Here is a 24962-nt window from a genome sequence, read left to right as displayed (position 1 = left end):
TTTTCCCCTCTGTTTCTGATTGTAATAAATCAAATGTCATATAAAAATGAACGATTGGCAGAAATTATCCTTAACTTTTCATCCAAAACAACCAATGGTTCGTGTACAGTGTTGATTATACCCTCATCATAATCCAATGCAGACTGTATTTTTTCCTGTGTAGTTTTAAGGTTAGTTATGTTGATGAAAGTGATAGTAACACCATCAATAACATTTTGTGAAGTTTTATAAGGCATAATTCGAACCTTGTACCATTCATCATCCTTTGTTTTAACTTCTTTTTCTTTAAATACCAATTTTTCAGTTACCTGTATAATATCGTCCATAAGATCGGGATATTCAATTGATATGGCAATATCACTTAGAGGGCGTCCAATATCAGATTCAATTAATTTAATTAGTTTATTAGATTCTTTTGTAAAACTTCGGATTTTTAAATCATTGTCAACAAATATAATTGCAATTTCCGAGCTGTTAAACAGGTTGATCATATCGTCATTTATCCTTGATAGTTCATCTATTTTAATCTGAAGTTCGCTGTTAACTGTGCTTAACTCCTCATTAGTTGACTGTAATTCTTCCTTAGAAGTTTCAAGTTCTTCATTAGTGCTTTGAGATTCCTCATTTAAAGATTGTAGTTCTTCATTTGCAGATTTAAGCTCCTCATTTGAGGTTGTCATCTCTTCAACATTGGCTTTCAAACGTTCTTTAGTCAATTTAAGTTCATTTTCAATGGATTTAATATGTTCATTGTTGTTGGAATCAATATGTAACTTGATCCTCTCTTGGCCAAGATTTTGTGAATCTGATTCTTCGAATGAAACAATCAACAACCCCTTAACAGAGTCTTGATCATTTATAGGCTTTACAATGAGTTTGATATAGTCTTTATTATCTTTAGAATCCACTTGAAGACTATCAAAGACAACTTCCTTATTATTTGATATTGCATTTTGAATTGCTGTACTTAAACCTAATTTTATACCTTCCCTTGCCATTTCAAGTATGTTCATATGGGCTCTTCCAGGAGATGGTTCTAAATATTTACCTAAACGCCCATGTATAAATAAAATATCTCCTAATTTATTGATTAAAGCTGATGGCGGTGCATATATATCTATTAAGTTTTTTTCAGCTATTTTAGTAATATTTAAATCTGTTTGTCCTACTTTTAGATCTTTTAAAGCAAATTGGTTGTTCCAATATGAATGTGGCTGTTGATAAGAAATTGTACGGGTTTTAATGTGGTCAAATAATACACGACTGGATTTAACACATTTAAATATTTTCCATTTGTTGTCTATAACAGAAAATGCTTCTAAAAAATCCCCAATATTTTCAGAAGGACCTATAAATAAAATTCCATCCTTTTTCAGTGCATAGTTCATGTTTGAAAGTACCCTTTCTTGTGCTTCAGATTCCAAATATATGAGCAAGTTTCTGCAGCTGATTAGATCGAGTTTGGTGAAGGGTGGATCTGTTATAACGTTATGGTTTGCAAATATAACCATATCGCGAATATCATTTTTAATGGTGTATAAATTATCTTTTTTATAAAAGTATTTATGAAGCCTTTCAGGTCCTATATCTTCAGATATATTGGAATATGTACCGGATCGAGCAGTTTTTATGGAATTAGGATCAAGATCTGTGCCAAAAATTTGAACCTCCAAATTTTTGCCTGTTTCTTCCAAAAGTTCCCGTATGATTATTGCAATTGAATATACTTCTTCACCGCTTGAACATCCTGGAACCCATATCCTAAATATATCTGTATTATTCTTCTCCTTTATCATGTCCTTTAAAGCACTCTGTTTAAGCGATTCAAATGCCTCAGGATCTCTAAAGAAATTGGTTACACCTATTAAAAATTCCTGGAACAACTGATCAATTTCTTCAGGGTTTTCCTGGAGGTATCTCGTATACTGAGGCATTTCTTCAATCTGATATTCATACGCCGGGCTATACGTCTATTAATCGTGCTTTTTTTATACAGTGAAAAATCCTGACCTGTTTTATTCCTAATTAACAAGAATATCTTCCTGAGTGCCTGGATAGTTTCATCCTCAGGGTTTAATATTTTCTTAAGGATCTTACTAGACGATCGTTTGTATGAGAGGAGTTTATCTGGAATTTCTTCAGGTGCAAGTACCATATCCACAAGTCCGGTGTTGATGGCATTCATTGGCATAGCATCGGATCCAGCTGTTGATGGATCTTGGGCAATACAGATCCCCCCATTAGCTTTAATAGCATTCAAACCATCTGACCCATCGCTCCAAAAACCTGAAAGAATAATACCTACACTTCTATCCTTTTGATCATGAGCTAGGTTTGTGAAAAAATAATTTATAGGCAATCTAAGGCCATGAGGTTCAAGTGGTTCCATTAACTGAAGCCTTCCATCTAAAATACCCATATCCTTATTGGGAGGGATAATATAAACATGCTCTGGCTGGACTTGTTGGCCGTCTTCAACCTCTAAAACTTCCATAGAAGTGTATCTAGATAAAATATTGACCAATCCACTTTTATGTGTTGGGTCCATATGTTGTACAATTATAAATGCCATTCCATTATTTTCAGGTATATTGGAAATAAATTTTCTTAGAGCTTCTAATCCACCTGCAGACGCTCCAATACCAACATATAAAAATTTAGATGAATTTGAATTAACATTACCCGAATTTTTGATTGTGTTTATCATTCTAAACAACCTCAGCATAAATAAATCAAATTGTAAATATTATAGTTCTATTCCATGTTTTGAATATAAAATATTTCAATGATAAATATATTCAATATTATATTAGGAATTATGAATTAAATATTCCCACTATTTATGCGCTACAAAGAATTAGACTTAGTTGAAAAGATTTAGTATTGAAATTGGTAATAGATTAAAAATTTACAGAAAAACCGCCCATAAAACAGAGTATACTGATTTTGACTAATTAAATCATAATCTACGTGTTATAATGAAGCAACCCATCAAATTATAAAAATATATAAGTGTTTGATCAATAATTAATTCTATTTTTATTTATCTAAAAATAAAAAAAATAGATTTATATCCTATGACATTCATTATCAATGAATTAATAAAAAGTTTGGTGGAGTGAAAAATGTTTGACCCTAAAAAAATTATGGATAGTGCAATGGACCAAGTTCAAAAGCAGGCTACTGGAATGGCCACTGGAAGTAATTCTAGAAGATCATCTGGAGGTTCTGAAGTAGATGAACTAATCTATAGGATGTCAAGAGATATGGAAGACTTACGAAGGAAAAACCTGGAATTGAGTGATAGATTAAATGATTTTGAAAGACAATTCAACCATTTAAGAGATTTAATCAATAGAAATAATCGTTAATAAACAAATTTTATTTCCAAGATTGAATTTAAAACATTAATTTTTTTTATATTTCTTAAGAATTCATCCGTAAAAAAAAATAGAAAGAGTAATTTATTTTAATATAACTATGATTTGGTATTTATTTATATATTACTGCAGTTCCAGTTGCTGTTACAATTAAAGCACTACCCTGAAATCCACCCATTGAATTGTAGTCCAATGAAACATCTACAACTGTATTTGCGCCTATAGCTTTGGCATTTTCAAACATTCGAGATATTGCAACTTTTCTGGCATCTCCCAGATTATAATCATCCAGATTGGGTGGTTCATTGATCTTTGAAAGCTTTTCAACAAAACCATCTGTTTCAGTTTCTTGTGCAACTGCCTCTCCAATTACCAATCCAATACTCTTTTTCACCCTTCCACCTTCAACTGGTGGTATGGATAATAAAGGAATATCTAGTTCATCAAGGAATATTTCATCTGCAGGAGGTCCAACTGTTCCTTTTGTTTCTTCTTCTATGTTAATTCCCCTAATTTTAGATGGTAAAAAAACCAGGAATCCTACCAATTTTTTGATAATACCCAGCCCAACAACAAATAAAATATAATTCATTAATATAGGGAATGCAGCCTGTATTGTAAGTATTATTGCAATTATGGTAATTAAACTGAGTGTAGCAGGATTGTTCGTAATTATTCCTAGAATAATCCAACCATAAATATTGATTAATATAAATGTTAAAATTGCACTGATAGCCCCTGTACTTTTACCATACTTTCTCCGGGCTATTACAGTTTCAACAAAACCTGCAGCTAGTGGTGACACTATATACATTATGTTGAATCCGAATATAATCAGATGAAAGTAGATACATAAGTAAGCTGAAAAGAATCCAACTAATATTCCCAGTACTATGGCTGTAATTGCCCAGCGTTTTTCTATAATTGATTTTGTCACAGCTGCCAAATATGTCACCTTCAAAATTAATTCTTACTTTTCAATTATTCTTTGTATGAAACTGCAGTTCCAAAGATGGTGACCATTATGGTATTTCCCATAGTTCCACCTAGATTATGATATGCCACGCGAGTTCCTATAATTGCATTAGCACCTTTATTCTCGGCTTTTTCTTCCATGCTCTTGGTTGCTAAGTCTCTAGCATTTGTAAGCTCTTCTTCATATTTTGAAGTCCTGCCCCCAACAACATCTCTAACTCCGGAGAATACATCTTTATACATATTTGCACCTAAAAGTGAGTCCCCTGTAACTAAACCATAGTATTCAATTATTTCCTTCCCTTCAATAGTTGGTGTGGTTAAAATCAGCATTTCTGTCCTCCTTTTGAACATTATTTATATTAATTTATGATTTATTGTATTTTAGTTTAGTGGTATAATCCAATTTTATGTTTGTACAAACTTGTATATCTTCTATTTTTTTTTTGGATTGTAAAGCATTAGAAAAAAATGAATCAATTCTTGATATTTGTCATGAATATATAAAAATTTAGTAAATGAAGGTTTTTCTAGAAAAAAATTTATTATCATGAAAAACAGAATAATATTAAAATATTATCTATATCATTAACTTTTTTGTGCTCTGAATTGGTGATTTTTAACACTGGGGGTTTAATCAGGATGTCCAAGGATTTAAACTTTAGATCAAAGGAATATTGGAATCGTATTATTTGGGGGCTCTTTTTAGGATTGTTGAGTGCAATAGGAGCTTATATCTTTATTTTTATTATGAATCTGGGGCAGAGTCTTCTTTTGCCCAATTTAAATAACTGGACACCATTTACAGGTCCATGGTGGATGGTAGTTGTAATGACATTGGTTGGTCTCATGGTTGGTTTAATTCATCGTTACACCTCGGCTAAACAGATAGATGTATTTAAAGCTGTTGATAAGGGATATATGGATCCAAAACCTGTTCCTTCATCTCTTTTAGTATCACTACTGTCATTAATAAGTGGTTTCAGTTTGGGACCCGAAGTGCCTACTGGTATGTTGGCCGGGGCCTTGGGAAGTTGGGTTTCTAAGATTCGTGGAATGGATCCTGAAACTACCAAAAGTAATGTTATAAGCGGTGTTTCAGGTGCATATGCCGGACTTTTTTCATCACCATTTGCTGTGTTGATTATGTTACTAGAATCAACTCACTTCCAATCGATTGCTTATTATGGAACATTGCTCATTGCTGGACTTGCAGCTGCAATTGGATTTTCCCTATTTTATGCACTAAATGGCATGGCGGTGTCAAATCTTTTGGGTATTTTATCTCCACCTGCATATAATTTACAGGTATGGCAATTGGGTGCAGGAATTGTGCTGGGAATATTAGCTGTACCCATTGCTCTGTTCTTTGTGATTGTTAACAAAATAATCAGCAGACTAGTTGAACCATTAAATAGTAAACCAATAGTACGCGGTACTTTAGGAGGGTTGTTGTTGGGTTTGCTGGCTGTTGCACTACCTACAACAATTGGATTAGGTACAACTCAAATGTCCGTTGTTACTCAACAGGCAGCAGAAATTGGGATTATACTCCTTGTTATTATTGCTTTGGCTAAAATTGTAGCTTTAAGCGGAGCATTGAATTTTGGTTTTATTGGTGGTCCAATATTTCCATTACTTTTTGTTGGTTCGTGTTTTGGGGCTGTAATTCATTTGATTTTTCCACAGGTGCCATTGGCTCTGGCATTGGGTTGTATGATAGTTGCAGTACCTGCTGCAATTGTGCCAATTCCCATTGCACTTGCGGGAATAGGGATTATTGTTGTGGGTGTACCATTTGCAGATGCAATTCCAATCTTTTTAGCGGCATTAACTGCATTTTCCATAACACATGGACTGGGAATGAGAGAAGATAAAGAAAAAGATAAAGAACAGATCAACCAGAAAATTAACTGATAAAAAATAAAAAAAGAAACTCACTTTATTGTAAAATATTGATATTATAAAAAGTTAAATCCATAAAAAGATATTTTTAAAAGGAAATCTTTGAATATTATATCTCAATAACCTTTAGACAGTTATTTAATTGAATTTTAATTTTTTATAGAGAACGTTCTACTTTCCCTGATTTAAAAAAAATTGCGTTAAATGTGTTAATAAGGCATAATTCACCCATTTACTTTCATCATCATAATCTGATGATTTATAGATCCTATCAACAAAAATTTTCATTTTATCCCCCCATGATCTTCAAGTTGTTTTGATCAAAATTTTTTTTATAAAATATGGTTCCTAATGCATCTTATTGTATCCTAATATAAATTATTGTTAAACATCACTATTAAATATTTTGATCAAAAAGAATAAAGTTTCCATCTTACCGCCTTATTGGCCATTAGAAGAATCTTTTGAATGTATAATTACAAAATATGTGGAAGGTGGAATTTTTGTAAACGAAAACTTTATATATACTCATATACCATTTATGGATATATCAAATTTTGATATATCTTAATTAAGTATAGTTGGTGTGAAATTATGAAAGAAAATAATAAGCCTCCATCTGATGAATCGGAGCAAGATGAATTCAATGACAAAGATCATGAATTTGACTGTGACTCTGATATATTTAAATACCTTAAAGAGTACGATTTAAAACTCTTGAGAAGTATGAAAGGCTTTGGTAAAACCATGATTCTCTGGCGAATAAGTAAAGGAAGAACACATGGTTACGAACTTATGAGTCAAATCAATAAAATCAGTCCTTCATCTGAAGAAACTGTAAGAGGACCAAGTAAAATATATCCTGTACTTCACAATCTGGAAGATGCAGGTTTGATCATTGGAACTTGGGAAGCACATGGTAAAAGAAAAGTAAAATATTATGAAATAACTGAAGAAGGTATTCAAACTCTCAAAAGAATTAAAAAAGTCTTCAGTTGCCATAAAACATCACTTCTAGAGGAATTCTGGAGAGACATGTTTTCCAAAAATGAATAGGGGGGGGTTATTACGAAATATGCAATTGAAACATTTGATCTAACAAAAAGATATGACGATTTTACAGCAGTTGATGCGCTAAACATGAAAATAGATAACAAGAGCATATTTGGTTTTCTAGGCCCAAATGGTGCTGGAAAAACAACAACCATAAAAATGCTCACATGTTTAATACATTCAACAACCGGAACTGCAAATGTAGCAGGTTACGATATATCAAAAAATCCCAATGAAGTGCGTGAAAAGATTGGAATGGTTCCACAACTGGTGAGTTTATATGGAGACTTAACTGTACGTGAAAATATTGATCTGTGTGCAGACTTCTATGGACTACCAGAGGACTTGAAAGTAAGCAGAGCAGAAGAACTAATGGAACTTGTTGATATTAAATATGCTCAAAATAAATTAGTAAAACAGCTTTCTGGAGGTATGAAACAGAAAGCATCAGTTGTTGCAAGTTTAATCCATCAACCAGATATATTATTCCTTGATGAACCAACAATTGGTTTAGATCCCACAACCAAGAGGGTTTTATGGGATTTAGTGCAAGAGCTGAATTCAGAAGGCCGTACTATCATCCTTTGTTCTCACGATATGTACGAAGTGGAACTACTGTGTGATGAAATAGGAATTATTAACGGTGGAGTTCTTGCTGCTTTTGATACACCAAGAGGTCTTAAAGACACCATGATCCATGAACAAAAAGAAGTTAAATCTTCTGAAAATTCTAATGTCATAAAGATTATGGATGAGCTCAGGAAAGAAGGTTCTGTTGAAGATAGCGAAGCATACGATCAATTAAAAGAAAAGATTGAAAGACAAAACAGGGATTTGAAAGAATTAAGCGTTATGATAAACAATTTAGATGAAAACATGTTAAATCATCTGAAAAACATGCCGGAAGTTGAATTATTAAATGAACACGATTCTGGAAGAATAGTTATGGACATAGAATCATCTGATGAGTCTGTGAATAAAATAATCTCAGAAATAATCGCTAAAGGAGGGAATATTACATCAATATCCACCAAAGATCCTTCCTTGGAAGATGTTTTCATGAGCGTAACTACAAAAAATAAAGAAGAAGGTGCAGAAGATGGTTGAAACTAAAAAGATTATGTGGATGATCAAAAAAGACCTGATGGTTCTATGGAGACATAAACCCCGTCTATTGTCATTATTTTTGTTCCCCATAATTATGATAACCCTCTTTGGTTATGGTATGGGTGGAACAATAAACAACATACCTGTAGTTGTGGTAGATCAAAGTCAAGGTCCTATATCAGATGCAACCCTTACTGCTATTAAAGGTAATACACTGTACGATGTAAAGCAGATAACCACGGATCCAAATAAAGGTTTACAGATGGTTCAAAACGGACAGGCTAAAGCAGCTATAATTCTACCAACAAATTTTGATAATTTGAACGATACATCGCAGAAGAGTATTGTTATCGATGTAGATTCATCGGACCAGCTTGCTGCAGGTGCTCTTATTCCAGCTACTCAAGGTTTATTTAATCAGATAAATCAGCAGATAGCAGTTCAAAAACTTCAATCTTCATCAATATCAGTTGCAAGTAACCAGGTAAATGGAACTCAAGTAACACCATTCCAGAGCATATTAAACACCATAAATCTTCAGGTAAATAAATTATATGGAAATATTAGCTATTTAAATTTCCTAGCACCTGCGATTATAGGTATGACAATCCTTTTCGGATGTGTGTTCGGTATGGGGGAAATTATAGCTGGTGAAAGGGAAAGAGGAGAACTTGCAAGATTGTTCATGACACCTACTAGTGTCGCAACAGTTGTTGGTGGAAAAATTATATCCAAATTAGTACAGGAAACTGGAAGAGGGATCCTGCTGATAGTGGCGGCGATAGTCCTATTTGGAATTATAATTAATGGAAGTATTGTGTTGACGATTCTTCTGTTAATACTAGGGGCTTTATGTTTTATAGGATTTGGAATCATGGTATCGGCCAGAGTTTCATCACAAGAAGATTTCATGCAGAGTGTGATGCCTATTACAATGCCAATGATGTTTCTATCTGGTGTCTTCTATCCTATCGAAACAATGCCTTGGATATTCCAAAAAATTGCATATATCTTGCCTTTAACTTATGTAAACGATGCTTTAAGAGCTGTAATGTTGAAAGGATCAGGCGTAGGAGATATATGGTTAGATATTGTGGTGCTCTTAGGATTCACAGCAATATTCTTCTATTTAGGAGTAACCAAATTTAACAGAGATATATAAAAAGGAAATTTTGATTTAAATTTTATAATTAGGTGATAAAATGATTGGAAAAAAGAATATATTGATTGGATTTATGATGGTTTGTCTTTTTGTAAGTCCAATAGCAATTGCTCCAGCTTCTGCAACAGACTGGCCAATGTTTCAGCTAAACACCAACCACACAGGCTACCTGGATGAAGCATCGGATTTCAATCCAGACACATGGATATTCCAAACAGCAGGTAAGCTAACCTCGCCTGCTATTTCAGATAAATTAATATACTTTGGTTCAACCAGTGGTTTATTCTCGGCACTTAACCTTGATGACGGCACAAAAGTTTGGGATTTTAAAGCCGAAGGAAATATCACAGCTGCCCCTGTTGTAGTTGGCGATAATGTGTATTTCAGTTCAGGTGATAGTTATCTCTATGCTTTAAATAAAAAAACAGGAGATGACGTATGGAAATATAAAACAGGTAATTCCATTGAAACAACTCCTGCAATAGATAATGGAATCATATACTTTGGATCAGATGATCAAAGGTTATACGCATTAAATACCAACGACAGCACAATGAAATGGGAATTCCAAACAGCAAACGCTATTAGATCTTCCCCAACAGTTTTCAACGATACTGTTTACTTTGGATCTGATGATGGTAAAATTTATGCTGTTGGTATCAACAATGGTACAAAAGCATGGGAATATGATACTGGTAGTGCTGTGAGATCATCTCCTGCAATTAATAATACCACATTATTCATGGGAACCGACAATGGAAACTTTTATGCTATGAACACGGGAGATGGATCAGTTTTATGGACATATAACTTAAACGATTCTGTAAAATCATCAGCACTCCTCGATTCAAATGATAACTCTCTATTTGTAGGTTCAGATAATGGAAATGTAACAGCTCTTGATATGCGTGACGGAAAATTGAAATGGTCTGTTAACACAGGAAATGTTGAATCAGCCCCTGCACTTATGGGAGACAACATAGTAGTTACATCAACAAGTGGAACAGTCTATGTATTGAACAAATTCAGTGGAAAAGAAGTATGGAGTTTCATGCCAGGTTATTACCTCTTCAATTCACCAATGAGTTCACCTGTAATATACGGTGACGATATATTGGCTGGTGATGCCAACGGAAACATGTATTCAATGGACTTTTCACGTAAATCTGGACCAGTAACTCCATATGTCTATTACATAGCAGCCATAGTCATAGTGATAATTGGTGCATTAGTAGCTTTCAGAGTATTAAGGAAAAGAAGAAAAGGAGAGGAATAATACTTAATCCTCCCTAATTTTTATTTTTTTTTTAAATAAATTTTTTAAATTCAGCGTAACTTTATTTATTTTTAAACCCAATTTATATCGAAGTAGTTGGTTTAAATGGGTACACTATTAATTAATCCATAACTTTTTTGGTATTCGGCTGGTAATCGATATGGTATATACATACATGTTAATTACATTTCATTCATATTGAAAAAAACATACGTAATATTGGAGAGGAGTATAATATACAGGGAGATAAATTGATGCAATGTATTATTTCAATCGTTATTTCATTCTAATAAACAAAAATAGTAAAGTAAATAAATCAATAATTTCATTGATTTATTCACAAATATTTACATTTTAATTATTAAAATATCAACCAAATATCAAGTTGTATTCTGATTCGGTAATTACACCCTTATCTTTCAAGAGCTTAGCTAATTTTTCTAAGTTATCTGAATTATCGGGTATAATCTCATTTTCAGGTTGTTCTTGCGATTGTTGCCCTTCATTAACCGCTGACATTCTTTTTCTAGTTCTTCTTCTAGCTCCACCCCTTCCCAATGGCCCTAAATCTGGCATATATTAACACCCCATTTTTTTTCGTATTTAATATATTGAACTTTCTAAAATCTAAACTTTTTTATGAATAAAATAAATTCCTTGAAATAAATCTTGAACCTTTTTTAAATCATGAGAATATAGAGTTTAAAAAAGATTATAAGAATATTAAGATAAATCCAACTTTCTTATATCGACCTTTAAAAACCAATTAAAATATATATTCCTATTAATATTAATATTACTCCACCTATAACTTCAATTTCTTTTCCAAATAAATGTCCCAACCTTTTCCCTATATAAACTCCTATAAAAGACAATATAAATGCAACAACTCCTATTATTATTGAAGGTTCAATTATCGGAGTATTCAATAGTGCAAATGAAATTCCAACAACAAATGCATCGATACTTGTTGCAATTGCAAGTATAGTTATCTCTTTTATTGAAAAATTACCATTGTCATCATCATCTTCATTGTCTGCAAAAGATTCATAGATCATTTTAATTCCTATGATTGAAATTAGAATAAATGCTATCCATGGTGCAAGTGTTGAAACAATTTGTTGTAGAGGAATTCCTATGATCCAACCGCCAATTGTCATGAATCCCTGAAATCCGCCGAAAAATAGTGCAATTATTAGTGCATGTTTAATATTTGTCTTGTCCACCATTCCCTTTGTAATGGAAACAAAACATGCATCCATAGCAAGCCCAACAGCTATAAAAAATATTATTATAAAATTCATGGATTAAGTGTATAGATAAATCATAATATAAAGTTTTTATCAATTTTAACTTTATTTTAGAATAGATACTAAGAAAGATAAATAAAAAAAAATTAATATTATAAATCAAAAAAGAAAATTTAAACCTCTCATAATCATAAGAATTAGTTCGATAAGCTAAAAAAATAAGAAGTACAATAATTAAGTTAATTATTAGTTGATTAATGGTGAAATAAATGGACGATGACCAAGAAAATATAATGATACTCTTAATGGGGCTTGTATTGATAATATTAATAATTGTAATCCCTATTGGTATAATCTTTTTTGGATTACCTTGGTATTTATCGTTTATTAATTATTATGGAACAATTCTGGGAGTTATTTTTGTAATACTTGGAATAATATTAAATTCTATTGCAATCATGAATCTTGGATATAAATATTCGGATAATAATACTGGAAATATTGATAAACTGATTACTACTGGAATTTACGTTTATACACGGAATCCAATGTATCTTGGACAGGCAATAATTGTAGTTGGTTTATTTATCGTATTTCCATGGACTGTACTTCTAATTCTGGTTTTTTTATTCTTATTTGCTTTATATTCACGGGCTAAAACAGAAGAAAAAGAGTTATACGAAAAGTTTGGAGTAGAATATATCAAGTACAAGGCAGAAGTATCCTTTATTATTCCCAACCCCTTGAGGGTCATCAGAAGTAAGAGAAAATAAATATTCTTAGCGGGATATGGGCTGATATTAGTCCAGATATAGCTAAACTTAATATATTTTTTAAAATTTAAGAAATAAGTTTCATTTAACAAAAGTACCATTTTGAAGGTCGCTTAGGGCTTGTTCAATTTCTTTTGTGGTGTTCATTACAAATGGTCCGTACCTTGCTATTGGTTCGTTAAGAGATTTTCCAGATATTAATAAGAATCTAACAAAACTTTTGTCTGTTTTAACCTTAATATGATCTCCATCTCCATATATTAACAGCTTGGTTGCATTTACAAATGTACCATCATCAATGGATTCTTCATCAAAGTCTCCAAAATTTGCTTCACCTTCAAAAACATATGCAAAAGCTGTGTGGTCATGTTTAATTGGTTGTTTAAATGTAGATCCCGGTGGAATAGTCACATCAAGATATGTTGGATCTGCATATATCTCGGTTACAGCCCCTTTAACCCCATCTATTTCACCCGCAATTATTTTTATCAACACACCATTCTCTTCATGAATTTCGGGTATTTGTGATGATTTAACTTGCTGGTATCTTGGAGTTGTCATTTTAAGGTTGGCAGGTAAATTTACCCAAAGTTGAAATCCCTCCATATTACCATTTTTAGGCTTTGGCATCTCTTCATGAATAATTCCACTACCCGAAGTCATCCACTGGACGTTATCCTTTCCAATTATGCCAGAGTTACCCATACTATCTTTATGTTCAACCAAACCATCTAATATGTATGTAACAGTTTCAATACCTCTATGTGGATGCATTGGAAACCCTGCCAGGTAATCCTCAGGATTATTGGATCCAAAATGGTCAAATAGGAGAAATGGATCGAGATAATCTAATTTTTGAGTTGCAATACTACGTCTCAGACGTACACCAGCTCCTTCCATAACATAAATGGGGTCAATAACTTCAACAACTTTCCTGTTTACCATTTTTTTAGATTCTCCTAATTATTTTACCAGTGGAAGTCTGCTTATTTTCCAACCTTGATATCCTCCTAAAATATTATAAGCTTTTTTGAATCCTGAATCTCTCATTTTTTCCAGGAAATAACCGCCTCTGACACCACTTCTGCAATATATGACGTAATCTTTATTTTTATCAAGTTGTTCAACCTTTTTTTGGAATTCATGTCCATCATAATCCAAATTCATTGCACTAGCAATATGATCTTCCTCAAATTCATCATGAGGTCTGATATCAAGAATAACAAAATTAGAATTATTCTTATTAGTTTTAATCAGATCAAATGCATCTTGTGGTGTTATTGTACCCATAATCTGTTTAAATTCACTCATTTAAAATATCCCCCATAATCTATTTGAATCCATACTTTTTGTTTATCCATTCACAATTCCAGATATTTATATGTAAAATAAATTAAAAAAATTAAAGAAAGTTAAATAGTTTGTACATATTATATGTTGGTTAGTCTGGATATTAAAATTTCTTATGAATTTTTTTTTAATAATTTAATTTTTTAATGATAATTCAAAAATAGCAGCTGATCAAATTTAATTTTATAGCATATTCGGGGGTTAACAATATTAAAACCCTATGAATTATTTATATAATACAATCAACTTTTTTAGAGATTTGTGTATGATTTGTGCATAGGTATTATAAATTGTATTTAAAAAGTATAGCTGTCTAAATCAATTAAAAACCTTAAAAAGATAAATATACAGAAACAAAAATATTTATTAAAAACATAGAAGGTACAGACATTTATTTTCGTTAAAAATTTAAATAATAATTCTGATATAACATAGGAAGATATCATATGGACCTTTTCACACACTTCATAGTTCCATTCGCTATTTTGACATTTCTAAAGGTTAAAAACAGGTTAGCCGGGGCTTTTGGAGGAATATCAATTGACTTTGATGTTTTACTCATTGGAATTGGTTTTTTATCATCTGAACTTTTTATTTTCACCCATAGAGGAATCACACACAGCTTCGTATTTGGATTTATAACCGCAGTAATATTTCTGTATATAATATCCAGGCCATCCCTAAATGGATTAATCAGCCATATAATAAAAAGAGATATATCTGTTGATTTTAATGTGCGTAATGTACTTTTAGCATATTTTGGTGTATTAACACATCTGTTCCTTGATTTCCTGACCACAGGCGGCATTCCACTCTTATATCCATTTTCTTTGACACGATTTTCAGCTAATATATATTATTACACAGATTTCATAACAACAATTATTGCCCTTGTAGTTCTCATTATCTTATACATACGTATTAACCAAAAATATAAAAAAATAGCCATGGTTGCATTTCTAATTATGCTCATATTATTTGGAGGAATTAGAGTGTACGAAAAAATGGACACCATTCAAAGTCAGACATTAGAAGATGGATTTACATATATAACAGCATATCCCACCGCAGATATGTTTACATGGACGGTTATGGAAACAAATAATGGTTCCAGTTATAGGGTATACAACTACAATAACCTGCAAAAGTCCATATCAGGTGTTAGTGATTATCAAAACCTTACAATTACCAATGGAACATATGCATCTGCACAGGAGGCCATAAAATATGCGAATAACCTCCTTGATGTAGTTAAGTTCAAATGGAACCATATGTACACTGTTATTAATGCTGGGAAAGTATCTGATGGATGGAATATAACCTACATTGACATTATGGGTACGAATAGTTTTGGTGCAGGTGAATTAACTGTTAAAACACCGTAAAAACATACCCACCAATGTTTAAATTGGAAAACTTATACATTATAAAAAAAATTACTTCTTTCATTTTGTTTTTTTGAAAATTTATATGGATTGTGATGAGTTAAACCTCTTTTTAGTAATCATATAATACTCTGTTCATGCCTTTGTGGAGATAAATATAAATCTATTCAATAATATTCTTATTTTGTCCTTATTTTTAACATTGCAATAAAGAACGGAATGGAAATAAGTTGTATCATGATTGAAAACACAACCAAATAGATTATGGAAAAAGTGTATAGTATACCCATAATTAAACTACCAATAAACCATGAAACACCAAAAACAGTATTAAAAATACCATAGGCAGAGCCACGTTTTTTAACTTCAGACATTATAGCAACTGAAGAACGCATAATAGACTCCTGTGCACCCATACTTATACCCCAAATTATCATTCCCAGAAAAGCCAGATAAAAACCTCCTAAAAATACCATAGGAGCAAAAAGCGCAGATAAAACAGCCACCACTATCATAATGGATAAACCAACCTTATCAAATAGTCTTCCAAACACCAGAGCAGCAATTCCATCAACACCCATGGCCACAGCATAAAAAATAGGTATAAAACCAGCTGAAATTAGAGTGGTCTTCTGGAAATGATAAGCTATCAGGGCAAAATCAGCAAATCCTGCTGCAATTAAAGCAGCAGCAATTACATAAAGCCAATAAACCCGTTTCAATCCTTTTGTATCTAAAGGTGGGGTCACAACTTCTAAATCATGAGGATGAGGATAAAGAAATCTGGAAATAACCAAAATCACAATGGCTAACAGGGCAGGTAGCAAAAGAAATGCAAATCCTATCTGGTAACTTCCATGATAAAAAAGTACTGCCGCCACAATTAAAGGACCTAATATGGCTCCAATTTGATCTAAAGCCTCATGCAATCCAAATCCCCATCCATGACCAACCTGGCTGCTGGCATGTGATAACATTACATCCCTTGATGGTACCCTCAAACCTTTCCCCATTCTTTCAATTATAATCAATACTGCAGCTACTTCCCAGCTTCCAGCTAAAGCTAAAAGTGGTACAGCCATCAAATTTATCAGATACCCACCTATGGTAATTGACCAGTAACTACGGGTACGATCTGCTAGTTTTCCCGAAAAAAACCTCAGAACATAGCCAGATAATTTACCAAACCCTGCTACAAATCCAACTGTAACTGCACTGGCTCCGAGAATAGCTAAATATGGACCAGTTATACTTCGTGATCCTTCATAGGTCATGTCTGCAAAAAGGCTCACAACCCCCAAAAGGATGATGAATTTCATCGCATCACCCTTAAAAATGGCTTTATATCCTTTAAACTTGTTATACATATTATCGGAAACCAACAGTTTGTTATTAAATATTAAATTCTATCTAAATATTAAATTATGGTCTAAAAGGATTATTTTTTTTCATTTATGATATTGGTAAAACAGCCACTAACATAATGCGAATAAATAAAATAGAAAAAAATATAATATCAATTAGAAGACTCTGGAGATTTCTTCGTCTAGTTAATAAAGCCAAGTATAACCTATACCCAATGTAAATTAATATCCAAAATGCACGGTGCAATCTAAAAAAAGTAACTTATTGTGGATAAGAACAGATATAAAGGAGATCATGATACATTTGAGCGAAAAATGTTTTTTTTTGGGATCTATTATATAATAATTTTAATTAACATGTAGGGATCCGCTATTTTTAGCTTTGATCCCTACTTCTCTTGCGAAGGAGTATATGGCTGAGTCAAATTAATAATTATATTCCGAATTCAGTAAAAAAGTAATACTAAATTCAGATTTGTTCTCATCACCAATTACATTCTCCTTTTAAATATATAATACTTTCTATTTGATTTGTATTATTACTTTTTACCTTATAATGAGGTTATTCGTAATAACCATAAAGCATAAAGCCCTTAATAAACCATTATAAGATATTTTTATAATAAAAATGTAATTATATTATTTTATTGTATGAAAAATATACCCCACTTTATGGATATATTTTCCATTAAATATTTTTAATATCAGTTTAATTAATATATAAGGGAAAAAATGATACAGATAATAACAACAAGCATCCGAAAAATACAAGAAGATAAAACAGATTTATTACTATTATTTGAAGATGATGTTGTTAGCAGGGAACAATATACATATCTACAAGATAAAGTAGCAGATTTTAAATCCTGTATATCCCCTAAATATTTATTGAATTTTAAAATACATTATGATAGATGTTCTGGAAATATATTATTAGAAATCAAACTTACAATACCAAATACACTTATGCCTGAAAATTTTAAGAAAGATAGCGCTTTTATAAGGGACTTAATAAATAAATTCAAAAAATTCTATGAAACGCAAATAGAAAAAATATCTTATTTTTAATTCTTTTTTTGAATATATAACTTGAAAAATACGATATTGAACATGTAATATATTGCTATATGGGATTATACAACAAACACCCCAACCGGAGGATTAGAGAATTAAATCAAAGGAAATTAAATGATTGATACAACATAATCTTTTTACCGTTATTTGGATTCCCGATAGGTCTATTAGTTTCTACTTTGGGTGGTGGTGGGGGCGGATTATTTGTACCAATTTTAACACTTGTATTTGGTATTCCAACACAAGTGGCCATTGCAACATCTTTAGCATCTGTACTACCCACCACTCTAATGGGAGCATTCAGTCATTAACGCCAGGGTAATGTAGAAATCCGCACAGGTCTGATACTAGTAATAGGTGGAATAATAGCACATTATTAGGAGCATATTTACAAACATGATTCCATCAATTCTTTTAAGGAAGATTCTCGTATTTTTACATTAATAATGTTAATTCCTATGCTGTTAAGTGTAAGGAAAAGACGTAAAGATACAGATGAAATTATAGGGGATAATGAGTATAATAATAAAGATGAAAATAAAATAAATTCCAACAGACTCACAAGAACTAAAAGAATTATAGCCTCCTGTTTCGGTGTTGCATCAGGAATAATGGCTGGAGTTTTCGGAATAAGTGGCACACACCCCCATTATTTGCAGTACTTTATAGTATAGGCCTTCCTGCGATGTTGGTTGTTGGTACATCGGTATTTGTACTAATATTTAACTCAGTTGCAGGTATAGGAGGTTATTATCTGCTTGGCAGATCAGATCTGATCTTAATTATTCTTCTTGGGGGAGGGTCAGCTATACGTGCATTTTTAGGACCAGTACTTCTTAAAAAAATAGACCCTGCAACCTTTGAAAAGATCTATGCCCCATTACTCGTTGGTATGATGCTTATCTTGGGACTTGCAATGATATTTGCATAAAATCAATTGTTAAATATTACTGATAAAATCTGATATTCTTTATTGGTAATAATAAAATAAAATCTTCAAAAAAATAAATAATAGGACCAACAAATTTATAATCATAGCATAAGAAGTTACAGAAAGTAATAGCTATTTTATATATTATTGTCTAGTATGTATTGAGATTCTTTCAAAGGAGGACAAAAAATGAAATTCGATGAAATAATGAACAAAGAAGTTATTGATCAAAAAGGCAATAGCCTAGGCAAAGTGAAGAATATTGAATGGGACAATGATAATAACGAAATCATTAATATTGAAATCGGTGAGGGCGGAATTAGAGAAACTTTAGGCATGGCAGATAGAAAAATAATATCCTATGATAATATTGAAAGCATAGGCGATAAAGTTTTATTAAAAAAACCAACCATTGAAATACCTGAAAAATCAGAACAAAGTGATGAATTAGATTATTATAACCTTTAATCCCATAAAAAAAACAATTATAACAAATAATTTAAAATTCAATCTTTAAATTCCTATATAATGTCTAACTGAAATTTATCTTTCTTACATGAAAATAAATCATAGGAAAAGATTGAAGTAAATAAATTAAATAGTAAATTAAAAATGTTTGAAAATATCCCAAATTCTTTGATATTATCAATTATTTTTTTTTACACATGACTTCCTGTAGTTTAAATCTCTCTAATTTCTCAATAAATTTTAGTTTAAATCTTTCAGGCATTAACATTGAAACGTGTTTGCCTTTTATTTCATTAATGCTGTAACCAAAAATATTTTTTAAGCTGGTATTGTAAAAAAACAATCTTACCATCGGTATCTATTGTTATAATTCCATCCACAGCTGATACAGCTACCGATCTAAACTTTTCTTTACTTTCAATTAATTTAATATCCTTTTGATGAATTTCTTCACTTAAAATCGCAACTACAATCCCTATAGCCATAAAAATAAATATTCTAAAAAGATCTTCATATAAAGGATAATTCAAATTAGGTGCTAAAAAATAGCTTGCAATTAACAATATCGACAAAAATATTGGAACAATTTAAGCCTTTGCTTCTCCAGACCAGATTGCTGCTAAAATTATGGGAAAATAAAAAATATGTGTAAAAATAGTACCTGTACCTAGAACAAAATGGAAATAATATGTTAAAAAGACACAAAAAGCTAATAGGACTAATATTGTATTAGCTTATAAGATTGATTTTCAATAATTAGTTTGTTCGCCATATTATCTTCCAAATTTATGGAATATTATTATAAATTAAATAAATATTATAAAAAGTTAAGAAAATACTATTACATGAAATTTAACTAGTAAAATATTTAAATAGATAGTGTGTTTGACTTTGTCCTCAGTTAATCCTTCCATTATCCTTCTTTCTATATTTCTGTGGTTTATTCCAATATTTAATTCTGCATCTTTATTATTTCATCCCAACAACCTTACTCTATATGGTTTAATAGCTACTGATATGGACAATTATTTACCATATTTAGCTATTATGGTTTAAAATTAATTAAAAAAAGAATAATTGATTATATCTATAAGTTCTTTGCTATTTCGCTGAAGGGTTTTACTTCTCTGAGTTCTAATAATTTCATGGGTCCAAAGAAGTTTATTACTGTTTCTGGGTTTTGTGCTTCTACAATGAAATATCCTTTATGATACTTCCTTTCATCAACAGGACAGCTCATATATGCTCCAACTATTTCAATACCAGTACTTCTTATATGTTCCTGGAAAATAGCTCTTTTATCATATTTTTGCCGTCATCCGTTAACATAGGGCATTCTGCTGCTGGGTGTGTGTGCTCTGCTACATATAACATACATTATCACCAATATATTATCTGTACTGAATAGAATAAACAATTATCGTATTAATATTTAAATATGTTGAAATATTCTAAACTTATATTTCAAATAAACCAACTTATTATATAATATTGCAATAATATTGGTGTTATGAATTTTTAGATTTTAATTTATATCACAATAAAAATTTAAAAAAATTAATGATTTAAGCTTTGATTTTACATGGCTTCTTATTTCTTCAGTGCTTCATTAATCTCATATTTTACCGATTCTTTTATCAGATCTACTACTCTTACTGCTTCTTCCTTAGGTATTGCAGAATTTAATATTATTTCAACTTCTTTCCATCTATCCTTAGGCGTCATATTCGTTCTACCTCCATTCAAAAGTGAAGATTAATCCAAATACATTTCTTTACTCATTATTCCCAACCATTAATTATTAATGGATTATTTTCCCATTAACACTAGTAAAATTTCTAAAAAAATATTCCTGAAAGATACTGTATATTATATTTAAACTTTGATCAGTATATTTTTACCGCTTAAAATTCCTATTTCTGGATTTCTTTATAATACATCGTAATTATAAATATCGGGTAACCGATAATTATAAATATTAGTATCGGATAACCAATAATAATGGGTTTAAGATGAGGATGAGTTAAGAAAAGTAAAAAAAATTATTGCTTATAAAAATCAAACATATTTCTAAATATATTAAATTTTAGGTGAAACCATGAAAAAATCTATAGGTGCAAAGACAATTGTATATCCGACTCCAGTATTTATTATTGGAACTTATGACAAAAAAGGAAATCCAAATGCTATGGCAGCAGCATGGGGGGGAATATCTTGCTCTATCCCACCTTGTGTTTCAATTTCATTGAGAGAAGCAACATATACACATGGTAATATCACAGGTAAAGAAGCATTTACAGTGAATATCCCCTCTGAAAATTATATTAAAGAATCTGATTATTTTGGATTCACATCTGGAAGGAATGAAGATAAATTTAAAAAAACTGGACTCACTCCAGTTAAAAGCAAACTTGTAGATGCACCATATATTGAAGAATTTCCACTTATTTTAGAATGTAAATTAGTTCAAAGAGTTGAATTAGGACTCCATACACAATTTACAGGAGAAATAATCGATGTAAAAGTTGATGAGAAGTTTTTAGTTGATGGAAATCCAGATATAGAATTAATAAAACCATTCCTATACGATCCTTCCTTTAGAGCTTACTATGGTATTGGGAAACGATTGGGTAGTGCATTTTCCATTGGAAGAAGTGAATTAAATGAATAAAGTTTGCTAAAATATTAAAAACCGGAGAAGTATTTGAAAATATCTTCCAGAAGAGATTAAAGATAAGAAGTTGTTTCATTTTTTCATACCATTAATTACATCCTGAAGAGTAGTTTTACGATATTTGAAATAGCCATAAAACCATCTGACAGACCAGATAAAATGAAATCCAGCCCACCATAAAATCCCAAGGAAAATATATTCTACCACACCTAAAAAGATGTTTAATAATGCAACCAACAGGAATAAAATTGGATTTCTAACGAAAAAAGAGAATACTCCAATAAATTCCTGTATACTCGATGAAAAAATTATTGTTGGTGAAACCCCTATAAAAATCCATAATATCAAAGCAAAAAAACCTAAAATAATCCTTGTTACACCTCTACGGCGAGAAAATGTTTTATTCATTCCAGAAGAAATTTCTTGATCCTCTTCATTATCGGTACTATAACTATCCGATTTAGCTTTCTCCTTCAAATTTTCAACATTATCTTTCTTATCCTTGGTTCCCATAATAAATCCTAATAAAATATTTGGATTCATATATAATAATAATTATGTTAAAAAAATTATATCTAATTATTTAATTTAATGCTTTTTGATATGGAATAAATCATCAAATACTTTAATTGAAGATAAATTTACTCAATTCTAAGTTCAATGTATATTATTTCTATTCTTCGATTTATCCCATTTCATTTTATTCTTCAATCTTATATATAAATTATAATTACTCTTTTTTCAGATTAGGAAAGATTTGATAACCGGTTAATAATTCTCGATATCGCTTTACCAATATTGGACAATCGATAAATATAAATATTATTATCGGATAACCAATAGTATTGTTTGATGGAGGTGAAAACTTATGGAAGCAAAATTTGATCTGCAACATTTCTGCTGCGGCCCCAATGGTTGCCAAATAGAAATTGAGTACGGAGAAATGATTGACGCAGAATAAATAATCAAAAATTAAAGGATGAAGTTGTAGTCATTCTTTTATTTTCTTTTTTTAAAAATTTGGAGGGAAAAAATGAGTATTTTAAGTGGAGTAATTTCCTCATACAGTAATTATCGATTTAATAAGATGAGAAAATTAGAAATAAGTGTAAATAATAAAAATAATGTAATTAAATCAATTAAAACATCACCTGAAAGGTTTACCGTACAAAAAAAGGTACCAATTAGATCTATTCCCACTATGATATCCATAGGAAAGAATATTGAAGATAATGTTAAATCCTTGAAAAATAATCCAGATATACCAAATACTAGAGCATCCATTGAATTTATGGATAAATTTGAAGAACATGCACGTTCAATGGGTATAAACGATATAGGATATACTAAAGTCGATTCCGAACTAATATTTAAAGATAGAGCTGTTATTTATGAAAATGCTATTGTATTTATCAAGGAAATAGATAAATTTGGTGTGGATAATGATTTTCCAGGAAAACAACTGAAAGATCTTGAACTGTACGATGATTTTGGTAGAAAAACAAACGAAATGGTTGATTATCTGCGTGAAAATGGTTTTGCAGCACAGGCCAGCCATCCAGCTCAGGGTTTTGTTACTTATCCCACACTAGCTCAAAATGCAGGTTTGGGTTGGAGAGGAAAGAGCAATCTTTTAATAACACCAGAATTAGGGCCAAGACAAAAAATATCTGCAATATTTACCAGTATAGAAAATTTACCTGTAAACACTGGTCATGACCATTCATGGATAGGAGACTATTGTAATTACTGTGGTAAATGTTTGAAATCCTGTCCTGGAAATGCAATCGTGGAACCCACTGATGGGTTAAATAGATCTAAATTCATACCAGAACATTGCATAGGGTGTAACGATATCTGTACCATATGCCTGAGAGATTGTCCATTTAATAAAAAAGACTATATGCAAGTAAAAGATAAATACGAAAAAATTAAAAATAAAAAATCTTTAAACTATAAAACATTTAATTTATCTGTTTGTTAAATCAGAAACTATCTCTTTCTACTGGAAAAATATAATAATTCTAATTTTTATATTTTATAAAAATTCAATAATTATATTAGACGTTTTTTGTTAAGTTAACTATTCATGTTCCGGATTTAAGCAATATACCTCTTCTTTAATATGTCTAAGTAGAAAATCAACCTTTGTTGATTTTAGATGTTCTTACAGCAGGAATAATTATGGCTAAATGAAGTAAAAGTACTACAAGTATGGATAACAATGTAACCATCAATGGTATGTTCATTAAAGTGTAAAATAGCCATAATGTGTAGATAGCAACGGGAATTCCTAACACCACACTTACAAAAAGTCCAGGATTATATTTACGTTTCACAATTGCACCAATTACATGAGTTAAACTATTAAAAACTGCGAAAATAGGAATCCACAAACCAAAAAACAGGTTATAAAAGGATAATGCAGCAAATATTGGCATTAAAATCCAGATAATCGGTACATTTATCCAGAAAATAGTTTTATCATTTAAAGGATATTCTCCATTTTTAACATTAAAAATTTCCGTATTTACAAATCTTTTAAACCCACCGGGCCATGAATGCTCTTCAAATTGATGTAATAAATAAATTGGGATTTGAATCCATATTAAAAACAAAATGATATTATTAGTCTTAACATATAATAAACTTATAATTACAACAATAATGGAAAGAACAATACAAAGTTTCGCCCAATTCTTATATGGCCACTTCATCATCAAATCCCTCTAATAAAACAGAATATATCATCTTTATTCTAATTATATGTCCATTAAATCTTATAATGCTTGGGAAATTCTAATTATACTAATTTATTTTGATCAAATATATTAA

At 31.0% G+C, this 24962-nt stretch carries 30 protein-coding genes; 15 read left to right on the top strand and 15 right to left on the bottom strand.

Annotated features, from left to right (window positions below):
- Window positions 1-29 precede the first annotated feature (29 nt).
- Window positions 30-1934 (bottom strand): CheR family methyltransferase, encoded by a 1905-nt coding sequence (locus tag DL91_RS05370; RefSeq protein WP_081882617.1) that lies wholly within the window; start codon window positions 1932-1934, stop codon window positions 30-32.
- On the bottom strand, window positions 1865-2707 hold the full coding sequence (locus tag DL91_RS12845; RefSeq protein WP_052374224.1) for a chemotaxis protein CheB: 843 nt from the start codon (window positions 2705-2707) through the stop codon (window positions 1865-1867). Before DL91_RS12845 ends, DL91_RS05370 begins: the two co-directional genes overlap by 70 nt.
- 418 nt (window positions 2708-3125) lie before the next feature.
- Between DL91_RS12845 and DL91_RS05365 the strand changes: the two genes are divergently transcribed.
- The gene (locus tag DL91_RS05365) at window positions 3126-3371 is read left to right on the top strand and encodes a hypothetical protein (RefSeq protein ID WP_048190560.1); all 246 of its coding nucleotides are present in this window, start codon (window positions 3126-3128) and stop codon (window positions 3369-3371) included.
- A gap of 121 nt (window positions 3372-3492) precedes the next feature.
- On the opposite strand, the gene DL91_RS05360 is transcribed toward DL91_RS05365, so the two are convergent.
- Together DL91_RS05360 and DL91_RS05355 are read right to left on the bottom strand one after the other, a co-directional pair.
- Window positions 3493-4317 (bottom strand): YbjQ family protein, encoded by an 825-nt coding sequence (locus DL91_RS05360; RefSeq protein ID WP_231551489.1) that lies wholly within the window; start codon window positions 4315-4317, stop codon window positions 3493-3495.
- 44 nt (window positions 4318-4361) lie between these two features.
- Complete coding sequence (locus DL91_RS05355) at window positions 4362-4688, bottom strand: YbjQ family protein (protein ID WP_048190558.1); 327 nt, start codon at window positions 4686-4688, stop codon at window positions 4362-4364.
- Window positions 4689-4997: 309 nt separating this feature from the next.
- Between DL91_RS05355 and DL91_RS05350 the strand changes: the two genes are divergently transcribed.
- The 5 genes from DL91_RS05350 to DL91_RS05330 all read left to right on the top strand — a co-directional run bounded on the left by DL91_RS05350 (window position 4998) and on the right by DL91_RS05330 (window position 10858).
- Window positions 4998-6272 carry a chloride channel protein gene (locus DL91_RS05350; RefSeq protein ID WP_081882615.1) on the top strand — a complete coding sequence of 425 codons (1275 nt, stop codon included), beginning with the start codon at window positions 4998-5000 and terminating at the stop codon, window positions 6270-6272.
- A 582-nt stretch (window positions 6273-6854) separates the two neighbouring features.
- On the top strand, window positions 6855-7316 hold the full coding sequence (locus DL91_RS05345; protein ID WP_052374222.1) for a PadR family transcriptional regulator: 462 nt from the start codon (window positions 6855-6857) through the stop codon (window positions 7314-7316).
- Window positions 7317-7400: 84 nt separating this feature from the next.
- The gene (locus DL91_RS05340; RefSeq protein WP_231551402.1) at window positions 7401-8420 is read left to right on the top strand and encodes an ATP-binding cassette domain-containing protein; all 1020 of its coding nucleotides are present in this window, start codon (window positions 7401-7403) and stop codon (window positions 8418-8420) included.
- A complete protein-coding gene (locus tag DL91_RS05335; RefSeq protein ID WP_048190556.1) occupies window positions 8413-9582 on the top strand; it encodes an ABC transporter permease in 1170 nt (389 codons plus the stop codon). Before DL91_RS05340 ends, DL91_RS05335 begins: the two co-directional genes overlap by 8 nt.
- Before the next feature lie 40 nt (window positions 9583-9622).
- Entirely contained in the window at window positions 9623-10858 is a 1236-nt protein-coding gene (locus DL91_RS05330) for a PQQ-binding-like beta-propeller repeat protein (RefSeq protein WP_048190555.1), read from the top strand.
- A 369-nt stretch (window positions 10859-11227) separates the two neighbouring features.
- On the opposite strand, the gene DL91_RS05325 is transcribed toward DL91_RS05330, so the two are convergent.
- Complete coding sequence (locus tag DL91_RS05325; protein WP_048190554.1) at window positions 11228-11434, bottom strand: hypothetical protein; 207 nt, start codon at window positions 11432-11434, stop codon at window positions 11228-11230.
- A gap of 179 nt (window positions 11435-11613) precedes the next feature.
- On the bottom strand, window positions 11614-12162 hold the full coding sequence (locus DL91_RS05320; RefSeq protein WP_048190553.1) for a manganese efflux pump MntP family protein: 549 nt from the start codon (window positions 12160-12162) through the stop codon (window positions 11614-11616).
- A gap of 215 nt (window positions 12163-12377) precedes the next feature.
- Between DL91_RS05320 and DL91_RS12840 the strand changes: the two genes are divergently transcribed.
- Window positions 12378-12881, top strand: coding sequence for an isoprenylcysteine carboxylmethyltransferase family protein (locus DL91_RS12840; protein WP_052374217.1), 504 nt, complete (start codon window positions 12378-12380; stop codon window positions 12879-12881).
- An 81-nt stretch (window positions 12882-12962) separates the two neighbouring features.
- On the opposite strand, the gene DL91_RS05310 is transcribed toward DL91_RS12840, so the two are convergent.
- Window positions 12963-13826: a pirin family protein gene (locus DL91_RS05310; protein WP_048190552.1), complete on the bottom strand. Its 864-nt coding sequence runs from the start codon at window positions 13824-13826 to the stop codon at window positions 12963-12965.
- 18 nt (window positions 13827-13844) lie between these two features.
- Window positions 13845-14192, bottom strand: a complete 348-nt coding sequence (locus DL91_RS05305; RefSeq protein ID WP_048190551.1) for a rhodanese-like domain-containing protein — start codon at window positions 14190-14192, stop codon at window positions 13845-13847.
- Window positions 14193-14677: 485 nt separating this feature from the next.
- On the opposite strand from DL91_RS05305, the gene DL91_RS05300 reads away from it, so the two are divergent.
- Window positions 14678-15616, top strand: a complete 939-nt coding sequence (locus DL91_RS05300; RefSeq protein WP_048190550.1) for a metal-dependent hydrolase — start codon at window positions 14678-14680, stop codon at window positions 15614-15616.
- 179 nt (window positions 15617-15795) lie between these two features.
- On the opposite strand, the gene DL91_RS05295 is transcribed toward DL91_RS05300, so the two are convergent.
- Window positions 15796-16935, bottom strand: a complete 1140-nt coding sequence (locus DL91_RS05295; RefSeq protein WP_231551401.1) for an MFS transporter — start codon at window positions 16933-16935, stop codon at window positions 15796-15798.
- Window positions 16936-17712: 777 nt separating this feature from the next.
- Here DL91_RS05295 and DL91_RS05290 point away from each other — a divergent pair.
- The 5 genes from DL91_RS05290 (at window position 17713) to DL91_RS05280 (ending at window position 19453) form a co-directional block, all read left to right on the top strand.
- Entirely contained in the window at window positions 17713-18048 is a 336-nt protein-coding gene (locus DL91_RS05290) for a hypothetical protein (protein WP_048190548.1), read from the top strand.
- 185 nt (window positions 18049-18233) lie between these two features.
- A complete protein-coding gene (locus tag DL91_RS14175) occupies window positions 18234-18365 on the top strand; it encodes a hypothetical protein (RefSeq protein ID WP_231551400.1) in 132 nt (43 codons plus the stop codon).
- A gap of 147 nt (window positions 18366-18512) precedes the next feature.
- Window positions 18513-18728 (top strand): hypothetical protein, encoded by a 216-nt coding sequence (locus tag DL91_RS14170; RefSeq protein ID WP_231551399.1) that lies wholly within the window; start codon window positions 18513-18515, stop codon window positions 18726-18728.
- A gap of 11 nt (window positions 18729-18739) precedes the next feature.
- Window positions 18740-18985: a hypothetical protein gene (locus tag DL91_RS14165; RefSeq protein ID WP_231551398.1), complete on the top strand. Its 246-nt coding sequence runs from the start codon at window positions 18740-18742 to the stop codon at window positions 18983-18985.
- Window positions 18986-19174: 189 nt separating this feature from the next.
- On the top strand, window positions 19175-19453 hold the full coding sequence (locus tag DL91_RS05280; protein WP_048190547.1) for a PRC-barrel domain-containing protein: 279 nt from the start codon (window positions 19175-19177) through the stop codon (window positions 19451-19453).
- 181 nt (window positions 19454-19634) lie between these two features.
- On the opposite strand, the gene DL91_RS14530 is transcribed toward DL91_RS05280, so the two are convergent.
- From DL91_RS14530 to DL91_RS14370, 4 genes are all read right to left on the bottom strand, one after another.
- Entirely contained in the window at window positions 19635-19805 is a 171-nt protein-coding gene (locus tag DL91_RS14530) for a PAS domain S-box protein (RefSeq protein ID WP_081882614.1), read from the bottom strand.
- On the bottom strand, window positions 19747-19938 hold the full coding sequence (locus tag DL91_RS13855) for a hypothetical protein (RefSeq protein WP_197050677.1): 192 nt from the start codon (window positions 19936-19938) through the stop codon (window positions 19747-19749). The genes DL91_RS14530 and DL91_RS13855 overlap by 59 nt, the downstream gene beginning before the upstream one ends.
- A gap of 602 nt (window positions 19939-20540) precedes the next feature.
- A complete protein-coding gene (locus DL91_RS14160; protein WP_231551397.1) occupies window positions 20541-20693 on the bottom strand; it encodes a hypothetical protein in 153 nt (50 codons plus the stop codon).
- A 350-nt stretch (window positions 20694-21043) separates the two neighbouring features.
- A complete protein-coding gene (locus tag DL91_RS14370) occupies window positions 21044-21178 on the bottom strand; it encodes a hypothetical protein (RefSeq protein ID WP_255343925.1) in 135 nt (44 codons plus the stop codon).
- Between the two features lie 373 nt (window positions 21179-21551).
- On the opposite strand from DL91_RS14370, the gene DL91_RS05265 reads away from it, so the two are divergent.
- Entirely contained in the window at window positions 21552-22124 is a 573-nt protein-coding gene (locus tag DL91_RS05265) for a flavin reductase family protein (protein WP_048190545.1), read from the top strand.
- Between the two features lie 75 nt (window positions 22125-22199).
- Here the strand turns inward: DL91_RS05265 and DL91_RS05260 are convergent, their stop codons facing one another.
- Window positions 22200-22640: a hypothetical protein gene (locus DL91_RS05260; protein ID WP_048190544.1), complete on the bottom strand. Its 441-nt coding sequence runs from the start codon at window positions 22638-22640 to the stop codon at window positions 22200-22202.
- Window positions 22641-23160: 520 nt separating this feature from the next.
- Here DL91_RS05260 and DL91_RS05255 point away from each other — a divergent pair.
- Window positions 23161-24111 carry a 4Fe-4S binding protein gene (locus tag DL91_RS05255; RefSeq protein WP_052374215.1) on the top strand — a complete coding sequence of 317 codons (951 nt, stop codon included), beginning with the start codon at window positions 23161-23163 and terminating at the stop codon, window positions 24109-24111.
- A gap of 157 nt (window positions 24112-24268) precedes the next feature.
- On the opposite strand, the gene DL91_RS05250 is transcribed toward DL91_RS05255, so the two are convergent.
- Window positions 24269-24844: an HXXEE domain-containing protein gene (locus DL91_RS05250; RefSeq protein ID WP_197050603.1), complete on the bottom strand. Its 576-nt coding sequence runs from the start codon at window positions 24842-24844 to the stop codon at window positions 24269-24271.
- Window positions 24845-24962 lie beyond the last annotated feature (118 nt).

The organism is Methanobacterium sp. SMA-27 (assembly GCF_000744455.1).
GTDB lineage: Archaea > Methanobacteriota > Methanobacteria > Methanobacteriales > Methanobacteriaceae > Methanobacterium_B.
Note: the sequence above shows the minus strand (reverse complement) of the source record. Positions and strands in the feature narration are given on the sequence as shown.

Bases quoted from the DNA above. Each gene is read 5' to 3' on its own strand.
- DL91_RS14530 (WP_081882614.1), bottom strand. From the start codon at position 19,805: ATGGTAAGATTGTTTTTTTACAATACCAGCTTAAAAAATATTTTTGGT.
- DL91_RS05355 (WP_048190558.1), bottom strand. From the start codon at position 4,688: ATGCTGATTTTAACCACACCAACTATTGAAGGGAAGGAAATAATTGAA.
- DL91_RS05305 (WP_048190551.1), bottom strand. From the start codon at position 14,192: ATGAGTGAATTTAAACAGATTATGGGTACAATAACACCACAAGATGCA.
- DL91_RS05295 (WP_231551401.1), bottom strand. From the start codon at position 16,935: ATGAAATTCATCATCCTTTTGGGGGTTGTGAGCCTTTTTGCAGACATG.
- DL91_RS05320 (WP_048190553.1), bottom strand. From the start codon at position 12,162: ATGAATTTTATAATAATATTTTTTATAGCTGTTGGGCTTGCTATGGAT.
- DL91_RS14370 (WP_255343925.1), bottom strand. From the start codon at position 21,178: ATGACGCCTAAGGATAGATGGAAAGAAGTTGAAATAATATTAAATTCT.
- DL91_RS12845 (WP_052374224.1), bottom strand. From the start codon at position 2,707: ATGATAAACACAATCAAAAATTCGGGTAATGTTAATTCAAATTCATCT.
- DL91_RS05350 (WP_081882615.1), top strand. From the start codon at position 4,998: ATGTCCAAGGATTTAAACTTTAGATCAAAGGAATATTGGAATCGTATT.
- DL91_RS05265 (WP_048190545.1), top strand. From the start codon at position 21,552: ATGAAAAAATCTATAGGTGCAAAGACAATTGTATATCCGACTCCAGTA.
- DL91_RS05260 (WP_048190544.1), bottom strand. From the start codon at position 22,640: ATGGGAACCAAGGATAAGAAAGATAATGTTGAAAATTTGAAGGAGAAA.
- DL91_RS05310 (WP_048190552.1), bottom strand. From the start codon at position 13,826: ATGGTAAACAGGAAAGTTGTTGAAGTTATTGACCCCATTTATGTTATG.
- DL91_RS13855 (WP_197050677.1), bottom strand. From the start codon at position 19,938: ATGGCTATAGGGATTGTAGTTGCGATTTTAAGTGAAGAAATTCATCAA.
- DL91_RS05290 (WP_048190548.1), top strand. From the start codon at position 17,713: ATGATACAGATAATAACAACAAGCATCCGAAAAATACAAGAAGATAAA.
- DL91_RS05365 (WP_048190560.1), top strand. From the start codon at position 3,126: ATGTTTGACCCTAAAAAAATTATGGATAGTGCAATGGACCAAGTTCAA.
- DL91_RS05335 (WP_048190556.1), top strand. From the start codon at position 8,413: ATGGTTGAAACTAAAAAGATTATGTGGATGATCAAAAAAGACCTGATG.
- DL91_RS05330 (WP_048190555.1), top strand. From the start codon at position 9,623: ATGATTGGAAAAAAGAATATATTGATTGGATTTATGATGGTTTGTCTT.
- DL91_RS05325 (WP_048190554.1), bottom strand. From the start codon at position 11,434: ATGCCAGATTTAGGGCCATTGGGAAGGGGTGGAGCTAGAAGAAGAACT.
- DL91_RS05370 (WP_081882617.1), bottom strand. From the start codon at position 1,934: ATGCCTCAGTATACGAGATACCTCCAGGAAAACCCTGAAGAAATTGAT.
- DL91_RS05340 (WP_231551402.1), top strand. From the start codon at position 7,401: ATGAAAATAGATAACAAGAGCATATTTGGTTTTCTAGGCCCAAATGGT.
- DL91_RS05300 (WP_048190550.1), top strand. From the start codon at position 14,678: ATGGACCTTTTCACACACTTCATAGTTCCATTCGCTATTTTGACATTT.
- DL91_RS05345 (WP_052374222.1), top strand. From the start codon at position 6,855: ATGAAAGAAAATAATAAGCCTCCATCTGATGAATCGGAGCAAGATGAA.
- DL91_RS14160 (WP_231551397.1), bottom strand. From the start codon at position 20,693: ATGAGCTGTCCTGTTGATGAAAGGAAGTATCATAAAGGATATTTCATT.
- DL91_RS05255 (WP_052374215.1), top strand. From the start codon at position 23,161: ATGAGTATTTTAAGTGGAGTAATTTCCTCATACAGTAATTATCGATTT.
- DL91_RS05280 (WP_048190547.1), top strand. From the start codon at position 19,175: ATGAAATTCGATGAAATAATGAACAAAGAAGTTATTGATCAAAAAGGC.
- DL91_RS12840 (WP_052374217.1), top strand. From the start codon at position 12,378: ATGGACGATGACCAAGAAAATATAATGATACTCTTAATGGGGCTTGTA.
- DL91_RS14170 (WP_231551399.1), top strand. From the start codon at position 18,513: ATGCTGTTAAGTGTAAGGAAAAGACGTAAAGATACAGATGAAATTATA.
- DL91_RS05250 (WP_197050603.1), bottom strand. From the start codon at position 24,844: ATGAAGTGGCCATATAAGAATTGGGCGAAACTTTGTATTGTTCTTTCC.
- DL91_RS14165 (WP_231551398.1), top strand. From the start codon at position 18,740: ATGTTGGTTGTTGGTACATCGGTATTTGTACTAATATTTAACTCAGTT.